General features: G+C 45.3%; 16 protein-coding genes and 1 tRNA gene. 6 read left to right on the top strand and 11 right to left on the bottom strand.

Going from position 1 to position 18,621, the window contains the following annotated elements; all coding sequences use genetic code 11:
* Positions 1-20: 20 nt before the first annotated feature.
* A complete protein-coding gene (locus AB6E51_RS20895) occupies positions 21-2,441 on the bottom strand; it encodes an ATP-binding protein (RefSeq protein ID WP_372057583.1) in 2,421 nt (806 codons plus the stop codon).
* Between the two features lie 440 nt (positions 2,442-2,881).
* Here AB6E51_RS20895 and AB6E51_RS20900 point away from each other — a divergent pair, with 440 nt between their 5' ends.
* On the top strand, positions 2,882-3,439 hold the full coding sequence (locus AB6E51_RS20900) for a VC2662 family protein (RefSeq protein ID WP_017061293.1): 558 nt from the start codon (positions 2,882-2,884) through the stop codon (positions 3,437-3,439).
* A 237-nt stretch (positions 3,440-3,676) separates the two neighbouring features.
* Positions 3,677-5,155, top strand: a complete 1,479-nt coding sequence (locus tag AB6E51_RS20905) for a diguanylate cyclase (RefSeq protein WP_372057584.1) — start codon at positions 3,677-3,679, stop codon at positions 5,153-5,155.
* A 65-nt stretch (positions 5,156-5,220) separates the two neighbouring features.
* On the opposite strand, the gene AB6E51_RS20910 is transcribed toward AB6E51_RS20905, so the two are convergent.
* On the bottom strand, positions 5,221-5,709 hold the full coding sequence (locus AB6E51_RS20910) for an MgtC/SapB family protein (protein ID WP_004733333.1): 489 nt from the start codon (positions 5,707-5,709) through the stop codon (positions 5,221-5,223).
* Positions 5,710-5,912: 203 nt separating this feature from the next.
* Entirely contained in the window at positions 5,913-6,935 is a 1,023-nt protein-coding gene (gene epmB / locus AB6E51_RS20915) for an EF-P beta-lysylation protein EpmB (protein WP_372057585.1), read from the bottom strand.
* A 33-nt stretch (positions 6,936-6,968) separates the two neighbouring features.
* Here epmB and efp point away from each other — a divergent pair, with 33 nt between their 5' ends.
* The gene (gene efp / locus AB6E51_RS20920; RefSeq protein ID WP_017067165.1) at positions 6,969-7,535 is read left to right on the top strand and encodes an elongation factor P; all 567 of its coding nucleotides are present in this window, start codon (positions 6,969-6,971) and stop codon (positions 7,533-7,535) included.
* A gap of 332 nt (positions 7,536-7,867) precedes the next feature.
* On the opposite strand, the gene frdD is transcribed toward efp, so the two are convergent.
* The 4 genes from frdD to frdA are packed head-to-tail and all read right to left on the bottom strand — an operon-like array spanning position 7,868 to position 11,257.
* Positions 7,868-8,254, bottom strand: coding sequence for a fumarate reductase subunit FrdD (frdD, locus tag AB6E51_RS20925; protein WP_372057586.1), 387 nt, complete (start codon positions 8,252-8,254; stop codon positions 7,868-7,870).
* A gap of 12 nt (positions 8,255-8,266) precedes the next feature.
* Entirely contained in the window at positions 8,267-8,650 is a 384-nt protein-coding gene (gene frdC / locus AB6E51_RS20930; RefSeq protein WP_017061300.1) for a fumarate reductase subunit FrdC, read from the bottom strand.
* A 1-nt stretch (position 8,651) separates the two neighbouring features.
* Positions 8,652-9,416, bottom strand: coding sequence for a succinate dehydrogenase/fumarate reductase iron-sulfur subunit (locus AB6E51_RS20935; RefSeq protein ID WP_009847917.1), 765 nt, complete (start codon positions 9,414-9,416; stop codon positions 8,652-8,654).
* Positions 9,416-11,257: a fumarate reductase (quinol) flavoprotein subunit gene (gene frdA / locus AB6E51_RS20940; RefSeq protein ID WP_102332660.1), complete on the bottom strand. Its 1,842-nt coding sequence runs from the start codon at positions 11,255-11,257 to the stop codon at positions 9,416-9,418. The genes AB6E51_RS20935 and frdA overlap by 1 nt, the downstream gene beginning before the upstream one ends.
* Before the next feature lie 450 nt (positions 11,258-11,707).
* On the opposite strand from frdA, the gene epmA reads away from it, so the two are divergent.
* Entirely contained in the window at positions 11,708-12,679 is a 972-nt protein-coding gene (gene epmA, locus AB6E51_RS20945) for an elongation factor P--(R)-beta-lysine ligase (RefSeq protein ID WP_017071212.1), read from the top strand.
* Between the two features lie 58 nt (positions 12,680-12,737).
* Here epmA and AB6E51_RS20950 read toward each other — a convergent pair whose 3' ends face one another.
* From AB6E51_RS20950 to rsgA, 4 genes are all read right to left on the bottom strand, one after another.
* A complete protein-coding gene (locus AB6E51_RS20950; RefSeq protein ID WP_017070291.1) occupies positions 12,738-13,625 on the bottom strand; it encodes a DMT family transporter in 888 nt (295 codons plus the stop codon).
* A 113-nt stretch (positions 13,626-13,738) separates the two neighbouring features.
* Positions 13,739-15,154 (bottom strand): DASS family sodium-coupled anion symporter, encoded by a 1,416-nt coding sequence (locus AB6E51_RS20955; protein ID WP_372057587.1) that lies wholly within the window; start codon positions 15,152-15,154, stop codon positions 13,739-13,741.
* Between the two features lie 308 nt (positions 15,155-15,462).
* Positions 15,463-16,383 carry an archaetidylserine decarboxylase gene (gene asd, locus AB6E51_RS20960; RefSeq protein WP_017063172.1) on the bottom strand — a complete coding sequence of 307 codons (921 nt, stop codon included), beginning with the start codon at positions 16,381-16,383 and terminating at the stop codon, positions 15,463-15,465.
* A 125-nt stretch (positions 16,384-16,508) separates the two neighbouring features.
* Positions 16,509-17,564: a small ribosomal subunit biogenesis GTPase RsgA gene (gene rsgA / locus AB6E51_RS20965; protein WP_017061306.1), complete on the bottom strand. Its 1,056-nt coding sequence runs from the start codon at positions 17,562-17,564 to the stop codon at positions 16,509-16,511.
* A 150-nt stretch (positions 17,565-17,714) separates the two neighbouring features.
* Here rsgA and orn point away from each other — a divergent pair, with 150 nt between their 5' ends.
* Positions 17,715-18,260 carry an oligoribonuclease gene (gene orn, locus AB6E51_RS20970; protein ID WP_010434065.1) on the top strand — a complete coding sequence of 182 codons (546 nt, stop codon included), beginning with the start codon at positions 17,715-17,717 and terminating at the stop codon, positions 18,258-18,260.
* A 180-nt stretch (positions 18,261-18,440) separates the two neighbouring features.
* Positions 18,441-18,516 (top strand) — tRNA-Gly (locus tag AB6E51_RS20975).
* Positions 18,517-18,621 lie beyond the last annotated feature (105 nt).

Here is an 18,621-nt window from a genome sequence, read left to right on the forward strand (position 1 = left end):
TTTTTCCCAAAGCTCCTTGGTCAGCCTGCCTTGTGCGTAAACTGTTGTTCATCAATTTTTTGCAGCATCATGTCACGCTTAAATGGTTTTGGAAGATAATCGTTCATTCCACACTCGAAGCAACGTTTAATATCATCATCGAGTACGGATGCCGTTAAAGCGAGGATATGTGTTGCCTGAAGTTGCAGGTTTTCTTCATAGCGCCTGATTCGCTCTGTTGCCTCAAAGCCATCTACATTCGGCATCATGCAGTCCATCAAGATAAGGCCGATGTCTTGATGATGCCCTTTATATAAATCAATCGCTTCTTGTCCATCATTGGCAACCCAATATTCAATCCCTAACTTATCTAAATTGATACATACCACCTTCTGGTTTACGCGGTTATCTTCAACTACGAGGACTTTTTGACGTACAGTCGCTTCTATCGGCTCAGGTTGATGTTGAGGGGGTTGTGGCTGTGACCTTTCAAGCACGGAGTTCAACATGCTACTTAAGCGGGAACCGAGCATAGGAAGAGTCACATAGCCTGAGATAAAATGACACTCACTCATAGGATCACTAAGATTATCTTTCACTATGATGATTTTCACCTCTGGTGCTAAGCGATGCAGTGTTTTGGCTTGGTTAATATCTTCCATCAAAGCGATCTCTGGGAGGTCAGTTGCCGCCAAGTTTGTTTCGATTGATTTTAGTTGTGGTGAGTAACCAAGGCGGAACAAGTCATCGAGTAAAAGTTTCGATGGCGCATCTGAATAATAGACAACGGTTTGTTTACGATTTTTATGTTCAGAATGATCTGATGGCACTACGGTTAATTGGAAATGAAAGCAACTGCCCACGTCTTTCTCTGACTCAACGTTTATCGAGCCTCCCATCATTTCCACCATACGTGACGAAATACTAAGCCCTAATCCGGTCCCCGCAATATTGGAGGTGATGTTGGTATCTTCTTGGCAAAACGCTTTGAAAATGTGCTCTTGTTGGTCTGCTGCGATACCAATACCCGTATCTCGAACAAAAAACTCGACCACACACTCTGTTTCCAATGATGGAAGCCGTTTAGCGGTGAATACGATAGAGCCTTGTTCTGTAAATTTGATCGCATTTGAGGCTAAATTCATCAACACTTGGCGAATTTTATTCCCATCAACATGAATGTACTCTGGGAGCTCGCCATCAATTTCAACTTCCAACTTAATCTGCTTTTGATAAGCTTTAGAAGAAATCAGAGTCACGCTATCAAACAGCAGCTCTCTTAAGTCTGTCGTATGTGGATTAATTTCCAGTTTACCCGATTCAATTTTGGACAGATCGAGAACATCGTTGATCAACATAAGTAAGGTTTGAGAAGAGGTATAGATAGTCCCAAGGCAGTCTTTCTGTTCTGCGGATAGTTTGGTTTCTGCCAGTATTTCTGACATACCAATCACGCCATTAAGCGGTGTCCGTATCTCATGAGACATATTGGCAAGAAAGGCACTTTTTGCGCGGTTTGCTTGTCGTGCTTTCTCTTGTGAAACAATCAATTGAGTTTCAAGTTGACTGGCACGCCACACAACATAAAGCAGCACCAGTAACGTCACCCCTCCTAATGCGGCTGTCGATAAGTAGCTGTACGACTTTATCTGCGTCAGGCTCTCTGCGATCTGCTTGGGTGTTTCGGTGAAAAGTAAGTTGAGCTCATCTTCAACATGATAAATACTGCTGGTGAGTTCTCCTTTGAGGCCGCTATCAGAGCTGTACCCGACACTCTTTAACCCTCGCTGCAATCGCCAAAAGTGGCGTTTAAAATTATTAAACGAAGCTAATGCACTGATCGTTCGGGAATTCTGTTCTATTTCATCTTGGATTTTGAACAATGAATCGACAATCTTATCTAATGTTGTCTGATCAAAATCGGTAAAGAACTGATACATGAGATCTTGTGTTTCTAAAGTCAATTCTTCAAGCTGCACATTATTGGATTCATGTACGAAGCGCTCAAGTGTCAACGCTGCATTTTTTAGTTTCTCAATGAGCCCAATTTGGTCCCTCTTGCCATGTATGCTGACTAACTCAAGGGCTAATAATGTAAAGGCGGTGTGGTACTCGTCGAGATACTCGACAACTTTGGCATAATTAAAAGAAATATTGAGGTCGCTTCGTACGATTTTCCCATCGATCTCAGCCAGCTTTTCGATCAGCTGACTTCGCTTTATATTGAGTTGTTCTTGAATCTCTGGTTGCCTTGTGGAAACAAACTGCTGCTCTTGTCGTCTGACAGAGAGCATAACGCTATAAGCTTCAGAAAGACTGAGCTGGAGATTAATCATGTCCTGCTCTTTGTTCTTCAGAGCATGGCTAACATAGATATAGAGGCCTAAAAATAACACGATAGCCAAAAAACCACGCGAAATAATCGCTTTAATGGTCTGTTTATTCGTAGGTTCCTTAATCATGATATTCCCACTGTTTCATATCGTTCTATTCCTATATTAGAATTTAGTTTATTTTCAGAATTTTACGAACATTAGTTTTTGAATACCTGAGGTCTGTTGAGCTTTTATCAATAAATTTTTTAGGATGACATCGCTTTAGATGCGGCAATAAGTGTGTGGGCTATAAGCTTGTGAAACATGTTGATTTTCTCGCCTAGATTTTTGTTTGGAATAATAAGCGTTAGAGCGGAGGTTTCGGTCTCTGTTTTTTTTGCTTTCGCATCTCGTTCACTCGAATCCCGCATCTGCTCTTAACCATTGCTCTTTATGATTTAGCGGCTTATATTCAACAGTACAGTTATTACATTGATTTAACATGGGTAGCTGTTGAATAAAGGACAATAAATGCTTGATTAAAAATGGATTAATCAAGTGAACAATAAGTCAGTGGAGACTCCCCAATGAAAAAACTACTTTCAGTACTTGCTGTGTCTGCAGCAGTAATGGCACCGGCGGCATTTGCTTCTTCGCCTGTTATGTTTTCAACGATCAATGGCTTCAACGCACCTGACTCAGACGCTGTTGGCGGTGTGCGCTTGGCTTTACTTCACGGACAAGTGAACGACCTTAAAGGTCTTGATCTTGCTGTTGTTGGTATGTCTGAGACGCAAACGACCACAGGTGTGAACCTGGGTATTTTGGGTGCATCAAAAGTGAACCAAGAAATGACCGGTGCATCTCTAGGTTTCTTCAACTGGAACACGGGTAAAACAACGGGTGTTAACCTTGGTGCTGTGAACATTACTAATGATGTGAAAGGCGCGAACGTGAGTTTCGTCAACTACTCAGAAGGTAACACTATGGTTGATGTTGGCGCTGCGAACCTTTCAGAAGTGTCTACGGTTCAGGTTGGTATCTTCAACAAAACCAACAAAATCGAAGGCGTACAAGTTGGTCTGATCAACTGTGCTGACAACGGTTTCTTCCCGTGCTTCCCGATTGTAAACTTTGCTAAATAACGCTGTCGTTTAGCCTTTGGTTCTCCCATTGGCGAGCAACGTTCAGTTAGTGCATTAGCTTTTAAGCGCTAAGCCTATCAACGCCTAAACCCTTGTTTGGGCGTTATTACATTCAATTCTACTTCCACGATAAACTTCTCAAATTACCCAATAAGCATGTTGTTTTATATTTGTTGTTGCGATGTTTGAATTTATAGGTACAATGTGCGATAAACTCCCAATGATGATTTATATGCTTTGATTAACCACCATACCGTCGATTTTAAAAAGGCTTTCTTAGGCCTGACCGCCAGTTTTTTAGTAGTTTTGAGCTTGTTGCTCGTTGATTCAGCGGAAGAATCAGATAAACAGTATGGAATGGAAAACCAAGGCGTAACACGCTCTTTAGCGGAGCTCACACAGATCATAAATGCGCTTGAGTACAACATCACTGCGCTTTATCCACTGCATGGGGATACCTACGTATTCTCGCATGACAAAAAGATCGAGGGTGAGACGTGTTACTTCACCAGTGAGGAGCAACATGCCCCTCGTTTTTATTTTATGTTCTCTGGCCCTCGCGAGATGTGCAACCCGGAATCGGACCTTTATACCGAAGCGGGTAAGCGCCTGTTCATCGCGCCGACCATGGCTTATTTTGCCAATACCATAGATACCATTTCTGCGATTTATTTCATTTCAAAAGAGAAATTCATTATCTCTTCGCCTTCTGATTTTGCCAGTTACATTAAGGGCGACACCTTTGATTCGGTTGTGAATAGCAGGCCTTATTGGGTGAACACGATTCGCTTTGGCTTAGCTCAAGGGCAAGACCAAGTGGTGTATACCGGCCAATATGATGATCACTTAACAGGTCAGAAAGTGGTGACCTTAACCAAAGGAATCTACGTTAATGGTGAGTTTAAAGGGGTATTGGGTGTCGATGGTTATGTCTCGAACCTAGTATCGAACCCTACCCATGGCTATAAAGTCACCAGTACTCGAGGCGCAAACAAATACGGGTTTATGGATTTTACGTATTCCAAGCCTCTGTATGTTGATGACATTAACACCCAGCTATATCTGAGTATTGAAGAAGATAAGAGCGAGCACTTTCTGCATGTATTGGAGATGGAGAAGATTCAGCTTTCGATACTGTTGGTTTTGTATCTGCTCTCGGTTTTATGGCTATGGCGCTTCTATACAAGACAAGAGCACCAGCGTTTAAATGAGCTAGCAATGCGCGACCCATTAACGGACTTGCTGAATCGATGTGGTTTTGAGGCTCGATTACTGGCGCAAGATGAAGAGCCGATTATTGGTGTTGGCGTGTTTGATATCGATGATTTCAAAGTCGTTAATGATCAGCATGGCCATAAAGTGGGGGACGAGGTGATTTGCCATGTTGCTCGGTTGATGCTGAACAGCGTTAGACAGCAAGATATCGTGGCGCGATTTGGTGGCGAAGAGTTTGTTGTCGCGATCACGGGTGAGTCTTCGGAGTTGCTTTCGTCGATCTTTGAGCGAATTCAAAACGATATTAGCTTGCAAAGTTATCGATGCCCAACAGGTGACAAGGTGAACATTTCTGTTTCTGGTGGCGCGACGCTCTACTCTCTGTATAAGTTCGACAGTGTCGGGCACTTGTGGGAAAACCAGAGCATTCGTTCGTCTGATGAGCTGCTTTATAAGGCCAAGGCTGCAGGTAAGAACCAGGTGTGTATTCAGGTGTATTAATTAGTTGGATACACAAAGGCCTAGTCGTGTGACTAGGCCTTTTTAATGTCTGTTTCAGGTTGAGGTTATTTCTTCACGCGGCCTTTTCTCATCCACTTCTGATGCACACCACGACGTAAGCTTTGGAAGCTGTTTTCCACTTTATCGACACCAAGCAGAATCACTAGCGCCATTAGCGTGATGATGACCGATTGGGAAAGATGCCCTAGTGCGATCATCATACCTAATGCTGCGAGTACCCAGATAATTGCGGCTGAAGTCACGCCATGAATCTTGCCATCCAGTGTCATCATTACACCAGCCCCAAGAAATCCAACACCCGTAATTATCTGACCAAGCACACGAGCTTGATCGAGTGTGTTAGGGGAAAGGCTAATCGCCATCGTAAGGAAGAAATAGGTACCACTGATGATCAGAATCGACGTTCGGATTCCGACGGGTTTACCGCGTGTTTGCCTTTCGATTCCGATTAAAGAACCACACAGCATGCATGCAGCGAGGCCTGCCCAGCTAAAGGGGGCAAGGTTGAGAGTTTGTTCTATAAATTGTGACATATCACCCCTCCTAAAAATTTAGAATAGAGCCGAGTATGCTAATAATAGACCGGACGATCGAACAAAAACTTTTTGTCTTAACGATTGATAAAGATTACTTAAAGTCTAGCAGCCGTCTGTTGTTAAGGTGAAGACTGGTGTCGTGGTCTCTGTCGCTTCTTGGTACTCAATACGATAAGAAGCGACCATTGCTCTAGATAGAGTTATTCAATATGTAGGTCGAGTAGTGTCTTACTAGTGCGGCCGCCAATTTCACGAGTTAACTTAGGTACGAGGTAGCCAGAAACCTCAGAGATTAATCCCTTAAAGTGACGCTTGGCTTCTTCATCTGAAATATAGAAATGAGCGGCGCCCTGAACCTTATCAAGTACATGCATATAGTAAGGTAAAACACCGGCGTCGAATAGCTTTTCGCTTAATTCTTTCAATGAGTTAGCGTTGTTATTTACACCTTTTAGCATCACGCCTTGATTGAGCAGAGTAGCCCCAGTTTGCTTTAGCTTATGAAAGGCTTGCTTGAGTTCTAAGTTAATCTCGTTGGCATGATTAATATGGCTCACCATCACCACATTGAGGCGAGTTTGAGCTAACAATTGGCACAGTTCATCCGTTACTCGAGCGGGAATCACAACCGGTAATCGGCTATGAATTCGAACTGTTTTCACATGTGGAATTTGTGCGATAGCATGAATTAGCCACTCTAGTTCGCTGTCTTTTGCCATCAGTGGATCGCCACCCGACAAGATAACTTCGTTGATCTCTGGGTGAGCAGCCACATAGTCGAGACTGGTTTGCCAAACAGACTTCGAGCCCTTGTTATCTTGGTAAGGGAAGTGACGACGGAAGCAGTAGCGGCAGTTAATCGCACAACCGCCTTTCACAATCATCAGTGCACGGTTCTTGTATTTGTGCAGTAGCCCAGGAATGGCGTTGTCTTGCTCTTCCAGTGGATCAGCGGAATAGCCTTGGTGTACCTCAAACTCTTCGCTTAGCGGTAAAACCTGTCGTAGCAATGGATCGTGTGGGTTGCCTTTTTCCATTCGTTCGACAAAGCTAAGAGGTACCCGAAGTGCAAATAACTCACGAGCAGCGAAGCCTGCTTGCCATGGTGTTGGGTCTATTTCCAATGCCTCAAGCAGTTTTGTCGGGTCAGAGATCGCATTCGATAGTTGTTTGAGCCAGTTTTGCTCAACAGATTCGACTTTTCGGGTTATGATATGCGGCATTGAAATTAACTCAAAGATGTGGAAGAGAAAATCATGGCGTCAGTAAGCACCAATGAATTCAAAGGCGGTTTAAAATTCATGATGGATAACGAGCCTTGCTCAATTATCGAAAATGAATACGTTAAGCCAGGTAAAGGCCAAGCGTTTAACCGTGTTAAACTTCGTAAACTGCTGTCAGGCAAAGTGTTAGAGAAAACATTTAAGTCAGGCGATACAGTAGAACTAGCGGACGTTGTAGACGTTGAACTAGGCTACCTATACAGCGATGGCGAATTCTACCACTTCATGAACAACGAAACATTCGAGCAAATCGCTGCTGATGCAAAAGCAGTAGGCGAGACTTCTAAATGGTTAGTTGAAAACGACGTATGTACTCTAACGTTGTGGAATGATAACCCTATCACAGTAACTCCACCAAACTTTGTTGAGATCGCAGTAACAGAAACCGATCCTGGCCTTAAAGGCGACACACAAGGTACTGGCGGTAAGCCTGCAACTCTAGCAACAGGCGCGGTAGTTCGCGTACCTCTATTCATCGCTATCGGTGAAGTTGTTAAAGTTGATACTCGTACTGGCGAATACGTTGGTCGTGTGAAGTAATTGACTTCAAGTATCTGAAAAAGGTCGCTTAGGCGGCCTTTTTTTGTATCCCAAGATCAGATTCGCGTAAACGAGATGCGGGATTCGAAGAGCTTGAGGGGCAGATTCGCGTAAACGAGATGCGGGATGCGGGATGCGAGATACGAAGAGCTGGAAGAGCAGATATGTGTGAACGAGATGCGAGATACGAAAAGCAGGAAGATCAGAGCCGAGTCAGAGAGATAAGATATTCAACAAATAACAAAAAAGCAGAGCTGGATAACCTAGCTCTGCTTTCGTTTTTCTGCTCTTAAGCTCTTCGATACTCGATTACTCGAATCCCGTATCTGCTTTTAGATCATAAAGATGAAAATAACAGACAGTGCGCTGATTAGGCCTGCAATGAAGTAGCAACCCACTTTACCCGCAACGCCGACGTGGAACTTAAGGTCGTGCATGCCGTGGTGAAGACGGTGCATTGCATGCCACATTGGCAGTGCTAGCGTACCGATGATGAATAGCGCACCGATAATGCTGGTGGCGAATTCAGACACACGCTCGTAGCTCATTGCGTCCGCATCGATGATGCCCATTGGCACTAAGATACCTAACACTAGAACCGTGATTGGTGTGATCATCGCAAACCAAGTACCGCCAGCGCCAAATAGGCCCCACCAGATTGGCTCATCAGAGCGTTGTGGGTTGTGGTTAACAGGTTTTACTTTGTAATTTGTGTTCATAACGAAAGCTCCTTACACCACAACAAGAACGATTAAAGAAATAAAAGCCACCGCTGCCCACTGGGTCAGTACGATGATTTTTTTATCAACCAATTTGCCTTTAAGACGGATTGGCATTACTTGAGGCATCATGCTGAAGAAGGTTTGAGCGTGCAGCAAGCTGCCTAGCAGTGCCACGATGTTGATACCAACGACGATAGGGTTAGCCATAAAGCTCAACCAACCAGCCCAAGCTTCAGGCCCTTTCACTAGTGCACCCAAACCGAAGGTTAGGAACAGAGTGAATAGAATCAAAGGCAGTACAGTCGCTTCACGTAGCATGTAGAAGCGGTAGAACGGATGGTTGCTCCACCACGTTCTCTTCATCTCACGAACATAAGGCTTACGATTGCTCATATTATGCCTCCTCTGCTGTTTTTACTTGCGATCCGTCTGGCTTGAACATCGAGATAACGAAGTCCATTGAAGACTCAACTTTACCTTGGTTTACTGCAGCCGCTGGGTCTACTTTCTTCGGACATACGTCAGAACAGTAACCTACAAACGTACAGCCCCAAGCGCCATTGTCGCCATTGATAAGCTTCATACGTTCAGCTTTACCATTGTCACGGCTATCTAGGTTGTATCGGTGAGCAAGAGCAAGTGCCGCAGGGCCGATGAACTCAGGGTTTAGACCAAACTGAGGACATGCTGCGTAACACAAACCACAGTTGATGCAGCCAGCGAACTGTTTGTATTTCGCCATTTGCTCTGGAGTTTGGATGTTCGTGCCGTCTTCTGGCTTACGGTCGTTACCAATGATGTAAGGCTTGATCGCTTCAAGGCGCTCGATGAACGGCGTCATGTCGACAATCAAATCTTTTTCGATTGGGAAGTTAGCTAAAGGCTCAATCTTGAAGCCATTCGGGTAGTCACGTAAGAAGCTCTTACACGCCAGTTTTGGCACGCCATCAACCATGATGCCGCAAGAACCACAAATCGCCATACGACAAGACCAACGGTAAGACAGGTCTTTATCTAGGTTGTCTTTGATGTAACCGATCGCATCAAGTACTGACATGGTTTCATCAAACGGAACTTCAAAGGTTTGAAAGTGAGGTTCTGCGTCGTGCTCAGGGTCATAACGCAGGATTTCAATTTTTTGGATTCGATTCGCTGACATTATGCTTGCTCCTCTTCGCTCTTCTTCGCATTCTCTTCTGCTGCTTTTTCAGCGGCAGCGGCTTTCTCTGCAGCTTCACCGTACAGACGAGCTTTAGGTTGAGATTTGGTGATCTTAACGCCGCTGTAGTCGATGGTTGGTGCTGCATCTTCGTTGTAGAAAGATAGAGAGTGTTTCAGGAAGTTCACGTCATCACGTTCTGTGCAGTTGTCGTCTAGACGTTGGTGTGCACCGCGAGACTCTTTACGAAGGATCGCTGAGTGAACCATCGCTTCTGCAACTTCAAGACCGTAACCCACTTCGATAGCGTAAAGTAGGTCAGTGTTGAATACTTTGCCTTTGTCTTTAATGCTGATCTTCTTGTAGCGAGCTTTCAGTTCAGTGAGTTTGTCGATGGTCTTTTGCATCAAGTCTTCTTGACGGTAGATACCACAACCCGCTTCCATGGTGTGACCCATTTCAGTACGGATATCAGCCCAGTTCTCGTCGCCTTCTTGAGCCAAGATGCCTGCGATGCGATCTTCAACCGCTTTCACTTGCTTAGCGATAGACTCTTCGTTCCAGCCTTTGAATTCAGCAGCGCGTTTCACTGCTTCTTCACCAGCAACGCGGCCAAATACCACGAACTCAGCCAGAGAGTTAGAACCTAGGCGGTTTGCACCGTGTAGGCCAACTGAAGCACATTCACCAACAGCGAATAGGCCTTTAATGCGAGTCTCACACGTGCCGTTAGTTTCAATACCACCCATGGTGTAGTGAACGGTTGGACGAATTGGGATTGGCTCTTTTGCTGGGTCTACGTTTACGTACGCTTTTGCAAGCTCACAGATGAACGGTAGACGCTCTTGCAGGTACTCTTCACCAAGGTGGCGAAGGTCAAGGTGCACGACATCACCAAGTGGGTGCTTGATGGTGTTGCCTTTCTGCTGCTCGTGCCAGAATGCTTGAGAAACTTTGTCACGTGGACCCAGTTCCATGTATTTGTTTTTCGGCTCGCCCACTGGAGTTTCAGGGCCCATGCCGTAATCTTGCAGGTAACGGTAGCCGTTCTTGTTGACGATGATACCGCCTTCACCACGACAACCTTCGGTCATCAAGATGCCAGTGCCCGGTAGGCCTGTTGGGTGGTATTGAACGAACTCCATATCACGCAGTGGTACACCGTGGCGATAAGCCATTGCCATACCGTCGCCAGTTACGATGCCGCCGTTGGTATTACAGTGGTAAACACGACCTGCGCCGCCGGTTGCTAGAACAACAGATTTTGCTTTGATCGTAACAAGCTCACCTTCAGACATGTGAATCGCGATTAGGCCTTGTACTTCGCCATCTTCAACGCCGCTCTGGTTTTCTACGAGAAGGTCCACCACAAAGTACTCATCAAATCGTTTGATTGTGTCGTACTTCATCGAAGTCTGGAACAGAGTATGAAGCATGTGGAAGCCGGTTTTATCCGCTGCGAACCACGTTCTCTCTACCTTCATACCGCCGAATCGGCGTACGTTTACTTCACCGTTTTCTTTACGACTCCATGGGCAGCCCCATTGTTCCATTTGGATCATTTCGCGAGTCGAGTTTTCAACAAAGTATTCAACAACATCCTGTTCACATAGCCAGTCGCCACCACCAACAGTATCGTTGAAGTGGTTATCTAAGCTATCTTCGTCTTTAATTACTGCTGCTGAACCGCCTTCTGCCGCTACCGTGTGCGAACGCATTGGGTAAACTTTAGAAATCAGTGCTACTTCCAGTTCAGGATTAGCTTCAGCCGCAGCAATAGCTGTACGAAGACCAGCGCCGCCTGCGCCGATGACTGCGATATCTGTGGTAATTGTCTTCACAGTTATTCTCCAGTGTGATGCGGAGTATTCCGCTTGTTATTATAAAAAGCATTTAGAGAGTACTTAAACGGCATCAACCGTTTATCACCCCTAAGCCTTAAGTGGTAGGTTCAGTGTAAGAGAGGAAGGTATTCGAAAAGTTGATGCATTTGGGTTTTTAGGTCGGTAGTGCATATGGAGGCATAGAAATTATAGGTTATGTGACTGCAATCACGGCAATGAATTGTTGATAACGATTAACCCACAAGACTTGTGTTAACGGCTTGTTGAGTATGATTTTTGTTATCAATGTGGATGTGAAAGCTGTATTGATAATTGTATTGTAGAACGTAATTTTCTGGCTTCATTAAAGCAACATTTTGCTTCCATCTATAGAAAGATAGAAGCTTACAAAAGAGGCGAAAGGTGGTAATTTCCGTCGCCTAGAATTCAGTAATATGGAACTTAATAATGCACTCAACATGGCAACCAGCCGCAACCATTAAGCAGTTAAAGCAACGTGCTGATATCCTTAATCAAATCCGTCAGTTCTTTGCTGAGCGAAACGTGATGGAAGTGGATACGCCTGCGATGAGCCACGCCACGGTGACGGACGTGCATTTGCATACTTTCAAAACTGAATTCGTAGGGCCGGGTTATGCGCACGGTCAGCCTCTATTCTTTATGACTAGCCCTGAGTTTCATATGAAACGTCTATTAGCGGCCGGCAGTGGCTGTATTTATCAAATTTGTAAGTCTTTCCGGAATGAAGAAAATGGCCGTTACCACAACCCTGAGTTCACCATGTTGGAGTGGTATCGCGTTGGCTTTGATCACCATGACCTGATGGATGAAATGGATTTGCTGTTACAGCAGGTACTTAAATCGGGCTCAGCAGAGCGAATGACTTACCAACAAGCCTTTATTGACGTGTTAGGTGTGTGTCCCCTGGAAGATTCGATGGCTACGCTAAAGCAAGCCGCAGCAAAACTTGGGCTCAGCGATATAGCTGACCCTGAAGAAGATCGTGATACCTTGCTGCAGTTGCTGTTTAGTATTGGGGTTGAAGCCAAAATAGGCCAACAAGTCCCTGCGTTTGTTTATGACTTTCCGGCTTCACAAGCGGCATTGGCTAAGATTAATCCTGAGGATTCGCGAGTGGCGGATCGCTTTGAGGTGTATTTCAAAGGCATCGAGTTAGCAAACGGCTTCCATGAGCTAGATAAACCACAAGAGCAGCTCAAGCGCTTTGAAGATGACAATGCCAAACGTATTGAGATGGGCTTATCGCCTCAACCGATTGACCATCACTTGATTGAGGCATTAAAAGCGGGCTTACCAGACTGTGCGGGTGTTGCTTTAGGTATTGATCGTCTGATCATGCTGGCGTTAGGTTATGACCACATCGATGACGTGACCGCTTTTCCGTTCCCGCGCTCTTAGCTCTCTGTTCAGTTAGTCTTACTTACTGTTTGACTAACTGACTTGAATCCCAGTACCACTATCTTACTAGAATACCTGTACCCAATACGGCAACAATAGCCCCGATCCAAGCGTAGGCGTTCGGTCTCTGCTTGGTGTACAGCCAGAGTATCGGTAACAACATGATTGGCGTGGTTGAAGATAACAGAGCGACCATGCCGACATTACCTTCCTGCAGCGCATACAAAATCAGCGTCATTCCCACCGCCATCGCTAAAAACCCGTTAACTGCGGTAATCGCAAATATTTGACCATTCATTGGGTTGATTGCGCGTGAGAGCTTAGCGCCCGTTAAGCGAAATGCGGAGTGAGCAACAAAAGCGGTGATCATACGAATCGCTGAAGCGGCAACAGGGTCTATGCTGGTTTGCATCACGGGTTTTGCAATAATACCGCCCAAGGCTTGGCAGATAGCCGCTGTGATTCCGAGAGCTACACCAATCCACACGGTGCCCTTGATGGTTTCGAGTTGGTTGTTGGCTTGTCCTCGACGACCAAAGAATATCGCGGTTAATACACCACTGAACACCAAAGCCGAGCCAATCAGCTCCACCGAAGTCATGCTTTCGCTAAATAGGAAGTAACCAAGAATTGCCGAGAACACGGCGTGACAAGAGAACAGCAAACCTGCTTGGCGCGGTCCCATTCTGTTCAAACAAGCAAATAGGGCGGTATCACCAATGAAGATGCCAATTAGCCCAGACAGCATCATCGGCGTGACTAGGTCTGCTTCGACCGTTGACCAGCCACCAGTAAACCAAGCCATGCTCGATAAGATGATAGCAGTGCAACCCATGCGCCAACGGCTATAGGCGAAAGAACCTAAGTGTTGAGCAGGCTTTACTGACATCAGGCTCGCGATAGCCCAAAGAAAAGCGGCAGCAAGAGCCAGCCATTCGAATCCCATTGAAGTGTACGTCCGTGTCAAAATGTAGAAGTGGGGGATTCAATATGCACTAAACCTTCCAGATAGCAAAGACGTGATTACTATCTGGAAGGGCATTAGTAGGGATTAACGTACTAGGTGATGATAAACAGGGCGAGGTAAACCATCAGCAAGCCCACAATACCTAAGATGATGCCCATCTTCGCCATGTCTTTGCTTTCGATAAGCCCGGTCGAGTAGGCCAGTGAGTTTGGTGGTGTCGATACTGGCAGAATCATGCCAAGTGACGCAGAGAAGGCGACCACAACCAGCAAGCCTTGCAGACCACCAATCGCAACTAGGCTTTCCATGGAAGCACCAATTGCAGCGGCTATCGGCATCAGCAAGTTGGCCGTCGCAGTGTTTGACATGAAGTTCGCCATTAACCAACATACGATGGATAACGTTAGCACTACCGCCGTTGGTGAGAGCGACTCATAATCAATCGCGTGTGCGAGTGCCACGGCTAAGCCTGTTTTATCTAGTCCTATACCAATCGCAATACCACCGGCTACTAGCCACAATACATCCCAGTTAATCAGCTTGAGCTCTTCTTTGCCCATGATGCCGGTGAGAGTGAACACCGCCAATGGAATAATCGAGACCACATAAGTGTTCATGCCGTGCAGTTTGGTGGTCATCCACAATAAGATTGTCGCAGCGAAGGTGATGTAAACCACAATCGCTCGCCAACTTTTTCTAAATTGGCCATCAAGCTTGAGTACCATGTTTCTTTCTTTAGAAGGGAAGAGTTTTTGTAGAAGAAACCAAGCGATGGTGAGTTGGATGATCACAAAGGGTAAGCCCATCATCATCCAGCTAAGGAAGTCGATACTGTTCTCACCCGTCAGGTATTGCAGTGCGATGGCATTGGGCGGTGTACCGATTGGTGTCGCGATACCACCGGTGTTAGCAGCAATTGGAATACACAACACCAACGCCTTGATGCCCATATCGCCTTTTGGTGCTGACGCCACGATTGGGCCTAGCAGCGCGAGCATCATTACCGTTGTGGCGGTATTTGACATGAACATTGAGAACACGGCGGTGATCAGCATTAAGCCGAGCATAATGAAGCGTGGTTCTGTACCAAATGGTTTGAGTAATACTCGCGCTAGGTTGTTGTCGAGTTCGTACTTAGATGCCGATATCGCGAGAGCGAAACCACCCATAAAGAGGATGATGATTGGTGACGAAAATGCACCGAATATGTCGGTATATTTGATTAACTTACCGAGATCGTGCCCCGCTGGTGGATTTCTAAATAGGTGTAAACCTTTGTCAGATATCATCACCAGTTCAAGCGCAATGATCAAAATGGAAGTGGCGAATACCGGAACAGGTTCAAGCACCCACAGCAGGGCTGCTAATAAGAATATCGCCAACAGGCGGTGTTGAATCAGCGTGAGATCATCGATTGGTATTGAATCTATCGGCATGAATAACACGCCTAAGGGAATCGCAAAACAAATCAACAGCTTGACCAGAACGCCAACATTGAGTTTAGGCATGTACAAAGACCCTATAAATAAAATATCTTCAAATAGAGTAAGTTATCTGGATTTCTGGTACTTGGAGACGGGTTGGAAAATCAAAAAGTTGTTTAAGGTTTCGACAGTTGTTTTGTTTTTGGTCAATCTTTTATCTGGGCAATTAGAGACAAGAGTGAGAAGCATCAGGTGGCTGGGCAGGGTTTGAAAGATTGAGTTGTTAGAGCTTGAGTAGCAAATGAATCGGTAGAGTTAAGAAAAAGGCGCGTTCTTCTCTGAAATAGAAAAAGTAACGCGCCTTGAAAGCTTAAATGAGTTAACTCAAATTGTTAAGCTTGGTCAGTGTTCTCAGCAGAATCGGTAACAACATCGTCATTTGCTTGCGCTTCTTTGCCAGCAATGTGCGCGAAAGGTGTACCAAGAACCGTTTTCTCGCCATTTTGCATAGTGTCGTCAAACTTGATCGCATCTTTAGCGAATAGGTTGATAACGGTTGAACCAAGCTTAAAGCGGCCCATTTCTTCGCCTTTCTTCAAGATGATTGCTTTGTCACCTTGTGCAGGGTAATCCCATTTGTAAACCGAGTTACCACGAGGTGGGGTGATGGTACCTGCCCATACTTGCTCGATGCTACCTACGATCGTTGCGCCAACCAGCACTTGTGCCATTGGGCCAAATTCCGTATCGAAGATACAAACGACACGCTCATTACGTGCGAATAGGTTTGGAACGTTTTCTGCCGTTAACGGGTTAACTGAGAAAAGGTCACCTGGAACGTAGATCATCTGGCGCAGTGTGCCGTCGCATGGCATGTGCACGCGGTGGTAATCACTTGGAGACAGGTAAAGCGTTGCGAATTCACCGTCTTTAAATTCATCCGCTAGCGCAGCATCACCACCCAATAGCTCGCGAGCTGAGTAGTTATGGCCTTTCGCTTGAATCAGTTGACCGTCAGTAATTGGGCCAAATTGGCTCACACGTGCATCTGCAGGGTGAACAATAACAGACTCACCTTCAGCGATAGGACGCATGCCTTCTTTCAATTCACGCACGAAGAATTCATTGAATGTTTTAAAGTGTTTTGGATCGCTATGCAGAGCTTCATCCATGTTCACTTTGTATTGCTTGATGAACCAGTTGATGATCGCTGTCGTTAAGCCGCCCGCTTTAGCAGACGCAAGTTTGCCGACTAGGCGAGTTAATCCATGTTGTGGAATCCAGTACTGCAATCCAACTTTAATCTTATCCATTGTATTAATTTTCCAATGCTAATTGTTTTTCAATTAAATCTGTCGATGACGGTTTAGGGCGCGAGATGTTACTTAAATTCGCGCCAATTGTCAGTAAATGCACACATTTGTTCACAAAAACGCGATTAGAGATCGGCTTTTTTGTTGCGTGAATACTGACGGTTATCTTTGTTACTCGCCATGCTTTCAATGATGCGGTGGTAGTTGTCGAAACGTAATCGACTGATCTTTCCGTTTTCTACCGCTTCGCGCAGGATGCAGCCTGGGTCATCAATGTGTTTACAGTCACGGAACTTACAACCGCCAAGGTAAGGCTTGAACTCGATAAAGGCTTCAGTGATTTCGTCGGCCTCTAGGTGCCATAGGCCGAATTCACGCACTCCTGGTGAATCAATCAGATCACCACCAGAAGGGAAGTGGTATAAACGAGCTGCCGTGGTTGTGTGCTGACCAAGACCTGAGTTCTCAGAGACTTCGCCTTCTTCAATGTCTAGCGTAGGCATTAATGCATTCACTAGGCTTGATTTACCCACACCCGATTGACCAACAAAGATGTTGATACGGTCTTTGAGTTCAGCTTCCAGCTCTTTGATGCCGTAGCCAGACTCTTTACTCACGAACATCACTTTATAGCCGATCTTCTCGTACTCTTTAAGTGTTTCACGGTATTCAGCAATCTGCTCATCAGTCAGTAGATCGACCTTGTTCAGTACAACAAGCGGCGCGATGTTTACCGTTTCTGAAGCAATTAGGTAACGGTCGATAATATTAAGTGATAGCTCTGGTAGCACAGCCGATACGATAACCATTTGGTCGACGTTCGCAGCTACTGGCTTTAGGCCATCGTAGTAATCAGGGCGAGTCAGCATTGAAGTTCTCGGCTCAACCGCTTCCACAACGCCAGAAATACCGGCCATTGATTCTAAGCCTGCGCGCCAAGTCACTCGGTCACCAGAAACTAAAGTCTCGATACTACGGCGTAAGTTACAACGATGAACTTCGTTAGTTTCAAGATCTTCGATATCAGCATGTTGGCCAAAGCGCGTAATCACGAGTCCGCTTTTGGTTCCGCCAAGCATGTTCTCATCCCATTGGATAGAATCTTCTTTCTTGAGTCGCTTGTTCTGGTTGCTACGTACACGACGTACTTGACCTTTGGTTAACTTCTTTTTTTTAGCCACAATTTTTCACTTAACACATCTAACTTGATGATTGGGGACTCAAACAGGATGTTGCTGGTACCACGTGATTTCGATGGTCCTAAAGCTAGTTTGAGTATAGTTATTTGGGTATAGTACCTCTTTTACACATAAACAAATAGGCGACGCCTTATGTCCTTTAGCGATCAGAACCTTATTTGGGTTGATCTAGAGATGACAGGACTTGATCCTGAAACTCATAAAATCATTGAAATTGCTACTATCGTTACTGATAGTGAGCTTAACATCCTGGCTGAAGGACCTGTTTTGGCTATTCACCAACCTCAGAGTGAATTGGACAAGATGGACGAGTGGTGTACAACGACTCACACTGGCAGCGGCCTCGTGAAGCGAATTCAAGAAAGCACGGTTTCAGAGCAAGATGCCATCCAACAAACCATTGAGTTTCTTGAAAAATGGGTACCAAAAGGTAAGTCACCAATTTGTGGCAACAGCATTGGTCAAGACCGTCGTTTCCTATACAAGCACATGCCAGAGTTAGAAGAGTACTTCCACTACCGCTATGTTGACGTAAGCACTCTGAAAGAGCTGACTCGTCGTTGGAAACCTGAAGTGTTAGATGGTTTTTCTAAGTCGGGAAGTCACCTTGCGTTAGACGATATTCGAGAGTCGATCGCCGAGCTGCAGTACTACCGAAAAACGATTATTAACATCTAGTCGAATAAAATGATCACGTTTATCTAACTTTTCAGGGACATAAGAGCCGTTTTTTTTGTAAATCTGTGTGCTTTTACAGCAGTTGAGTAAAAAGTTTCGTAATTTTGCATTAAGGACTTGCATCACAAAAAAATGCTCTTATAATTCGCAGCCCTGAACGGAGAAAGACGTTTTCAGATTGCGATACTAGCTCAGTTGGTAGAGCGCAACCTTGCCAAGGTTGAGGTCATCGGTTCGAACCCGATGTATCGCTCCAATTTGTAGGTTACGGCGAAAGCGGTAATCGAAAGGTGAAAGACCTTTTATAATGCGATACTAGCTCAGTTGGTAGAGCGCAACCTTGCCAAGGTTGAGGTCATCG

The organism is Vibrio sp. 10N.247.311.47, assembly GCF_041467535.1.
GTDB classification, from domain to species: domain Bacteria; phylum Pseudomonadota; class Gammaproteobacteria; order Enterobacterales; family Vibrionaceae; genus Vibrio; species Vibrio crassostreae_C.

Coding starts and splice junctions, on each gene's coding strand:
- AB6E51_RS20900 (WP_017061293.1), top strand. CDS start 2,882: ATGAAAAAACTACTTTCAGTACTTGCTGTGTCTGCAGCAGTAATGGCA.
- AB6E51_RS20910 (WP_004733333.1), bottom strand. CDS start 5,709: ATGTCACAATTTATAGAACAAACTCTCAACCTTGCCCCCTTTAGCTGG.
- epmA (WP_017071212.1), top strand. CDS start 11,708: ATGCACTCAACATGGCAACCAGCCGCAACCATTAAGCAGTTAAAGCAA.
- AB6E51_RS20955 (WP_372057587.1), bottom strand. CDS start 15,154: ATGCCTAAACTCAATGTTGGCGTTCTGGTCAAGCTGTTGATTTGTTTT.
- epmB (WP_372057585.1), bottom strand. CDS start 6,935: ATGCCGCATATCATAACCCGAAAAGTCGAATCTGTTGAGCAAAACTGG.
- asd (WP_017063172.1), bottom strand. CDS start 16,383: ATGGATAAGATTAAAGTTGGATTGCAGTACTGGATTCCACAACATGGA.
- frdC (WP_017061300.1), bottom strand. CDS start 8,650: ATGAGCAATCGTAAGCCTTATGTTCGTGAGATGAAGAGAACGTGGTGG.
- AB6E51_RS20895 (WP_372057583.1), bottom strand. CDS start 2,441: ATGATTAAGGAACCTACGAATAAACAGACCATTAAAGCGATTATTTCG.
- orn (WP_010434065.1), top strand. CDS start 17,715: ATGTCCTTTAGCGATCAGAACCTTATTTGGGTTGATCTAGAGATGACA.
- frdD (WP_372057586.1), bottom strand. CDS start 8,254: ATGAACACAAATTACAAAGTAAAACCTGTTAACCACAACCCACAACGC.
- AB6E51_RS20950 (WP_017070291.1), bottom strand. CDS start 13,625: ATGGGATTCGAATGGCTGGCTCTTGCTGCCGCTTTTCTTTGGGCTATC.
- AB6E51_RS20935 (WP_009847917.1), bottom strand. CDS start 9,416: ATGTCAGCGAATCGAATCCAAAAAATTGAAATCCTGCGTTATGACCCT.
- efp (WP_017067165.1), top strand. CDS start 6,969: ATGGCGTCAGTAAGCACCAATGAATTCAAAGGCGGTTTAAAATTCATG.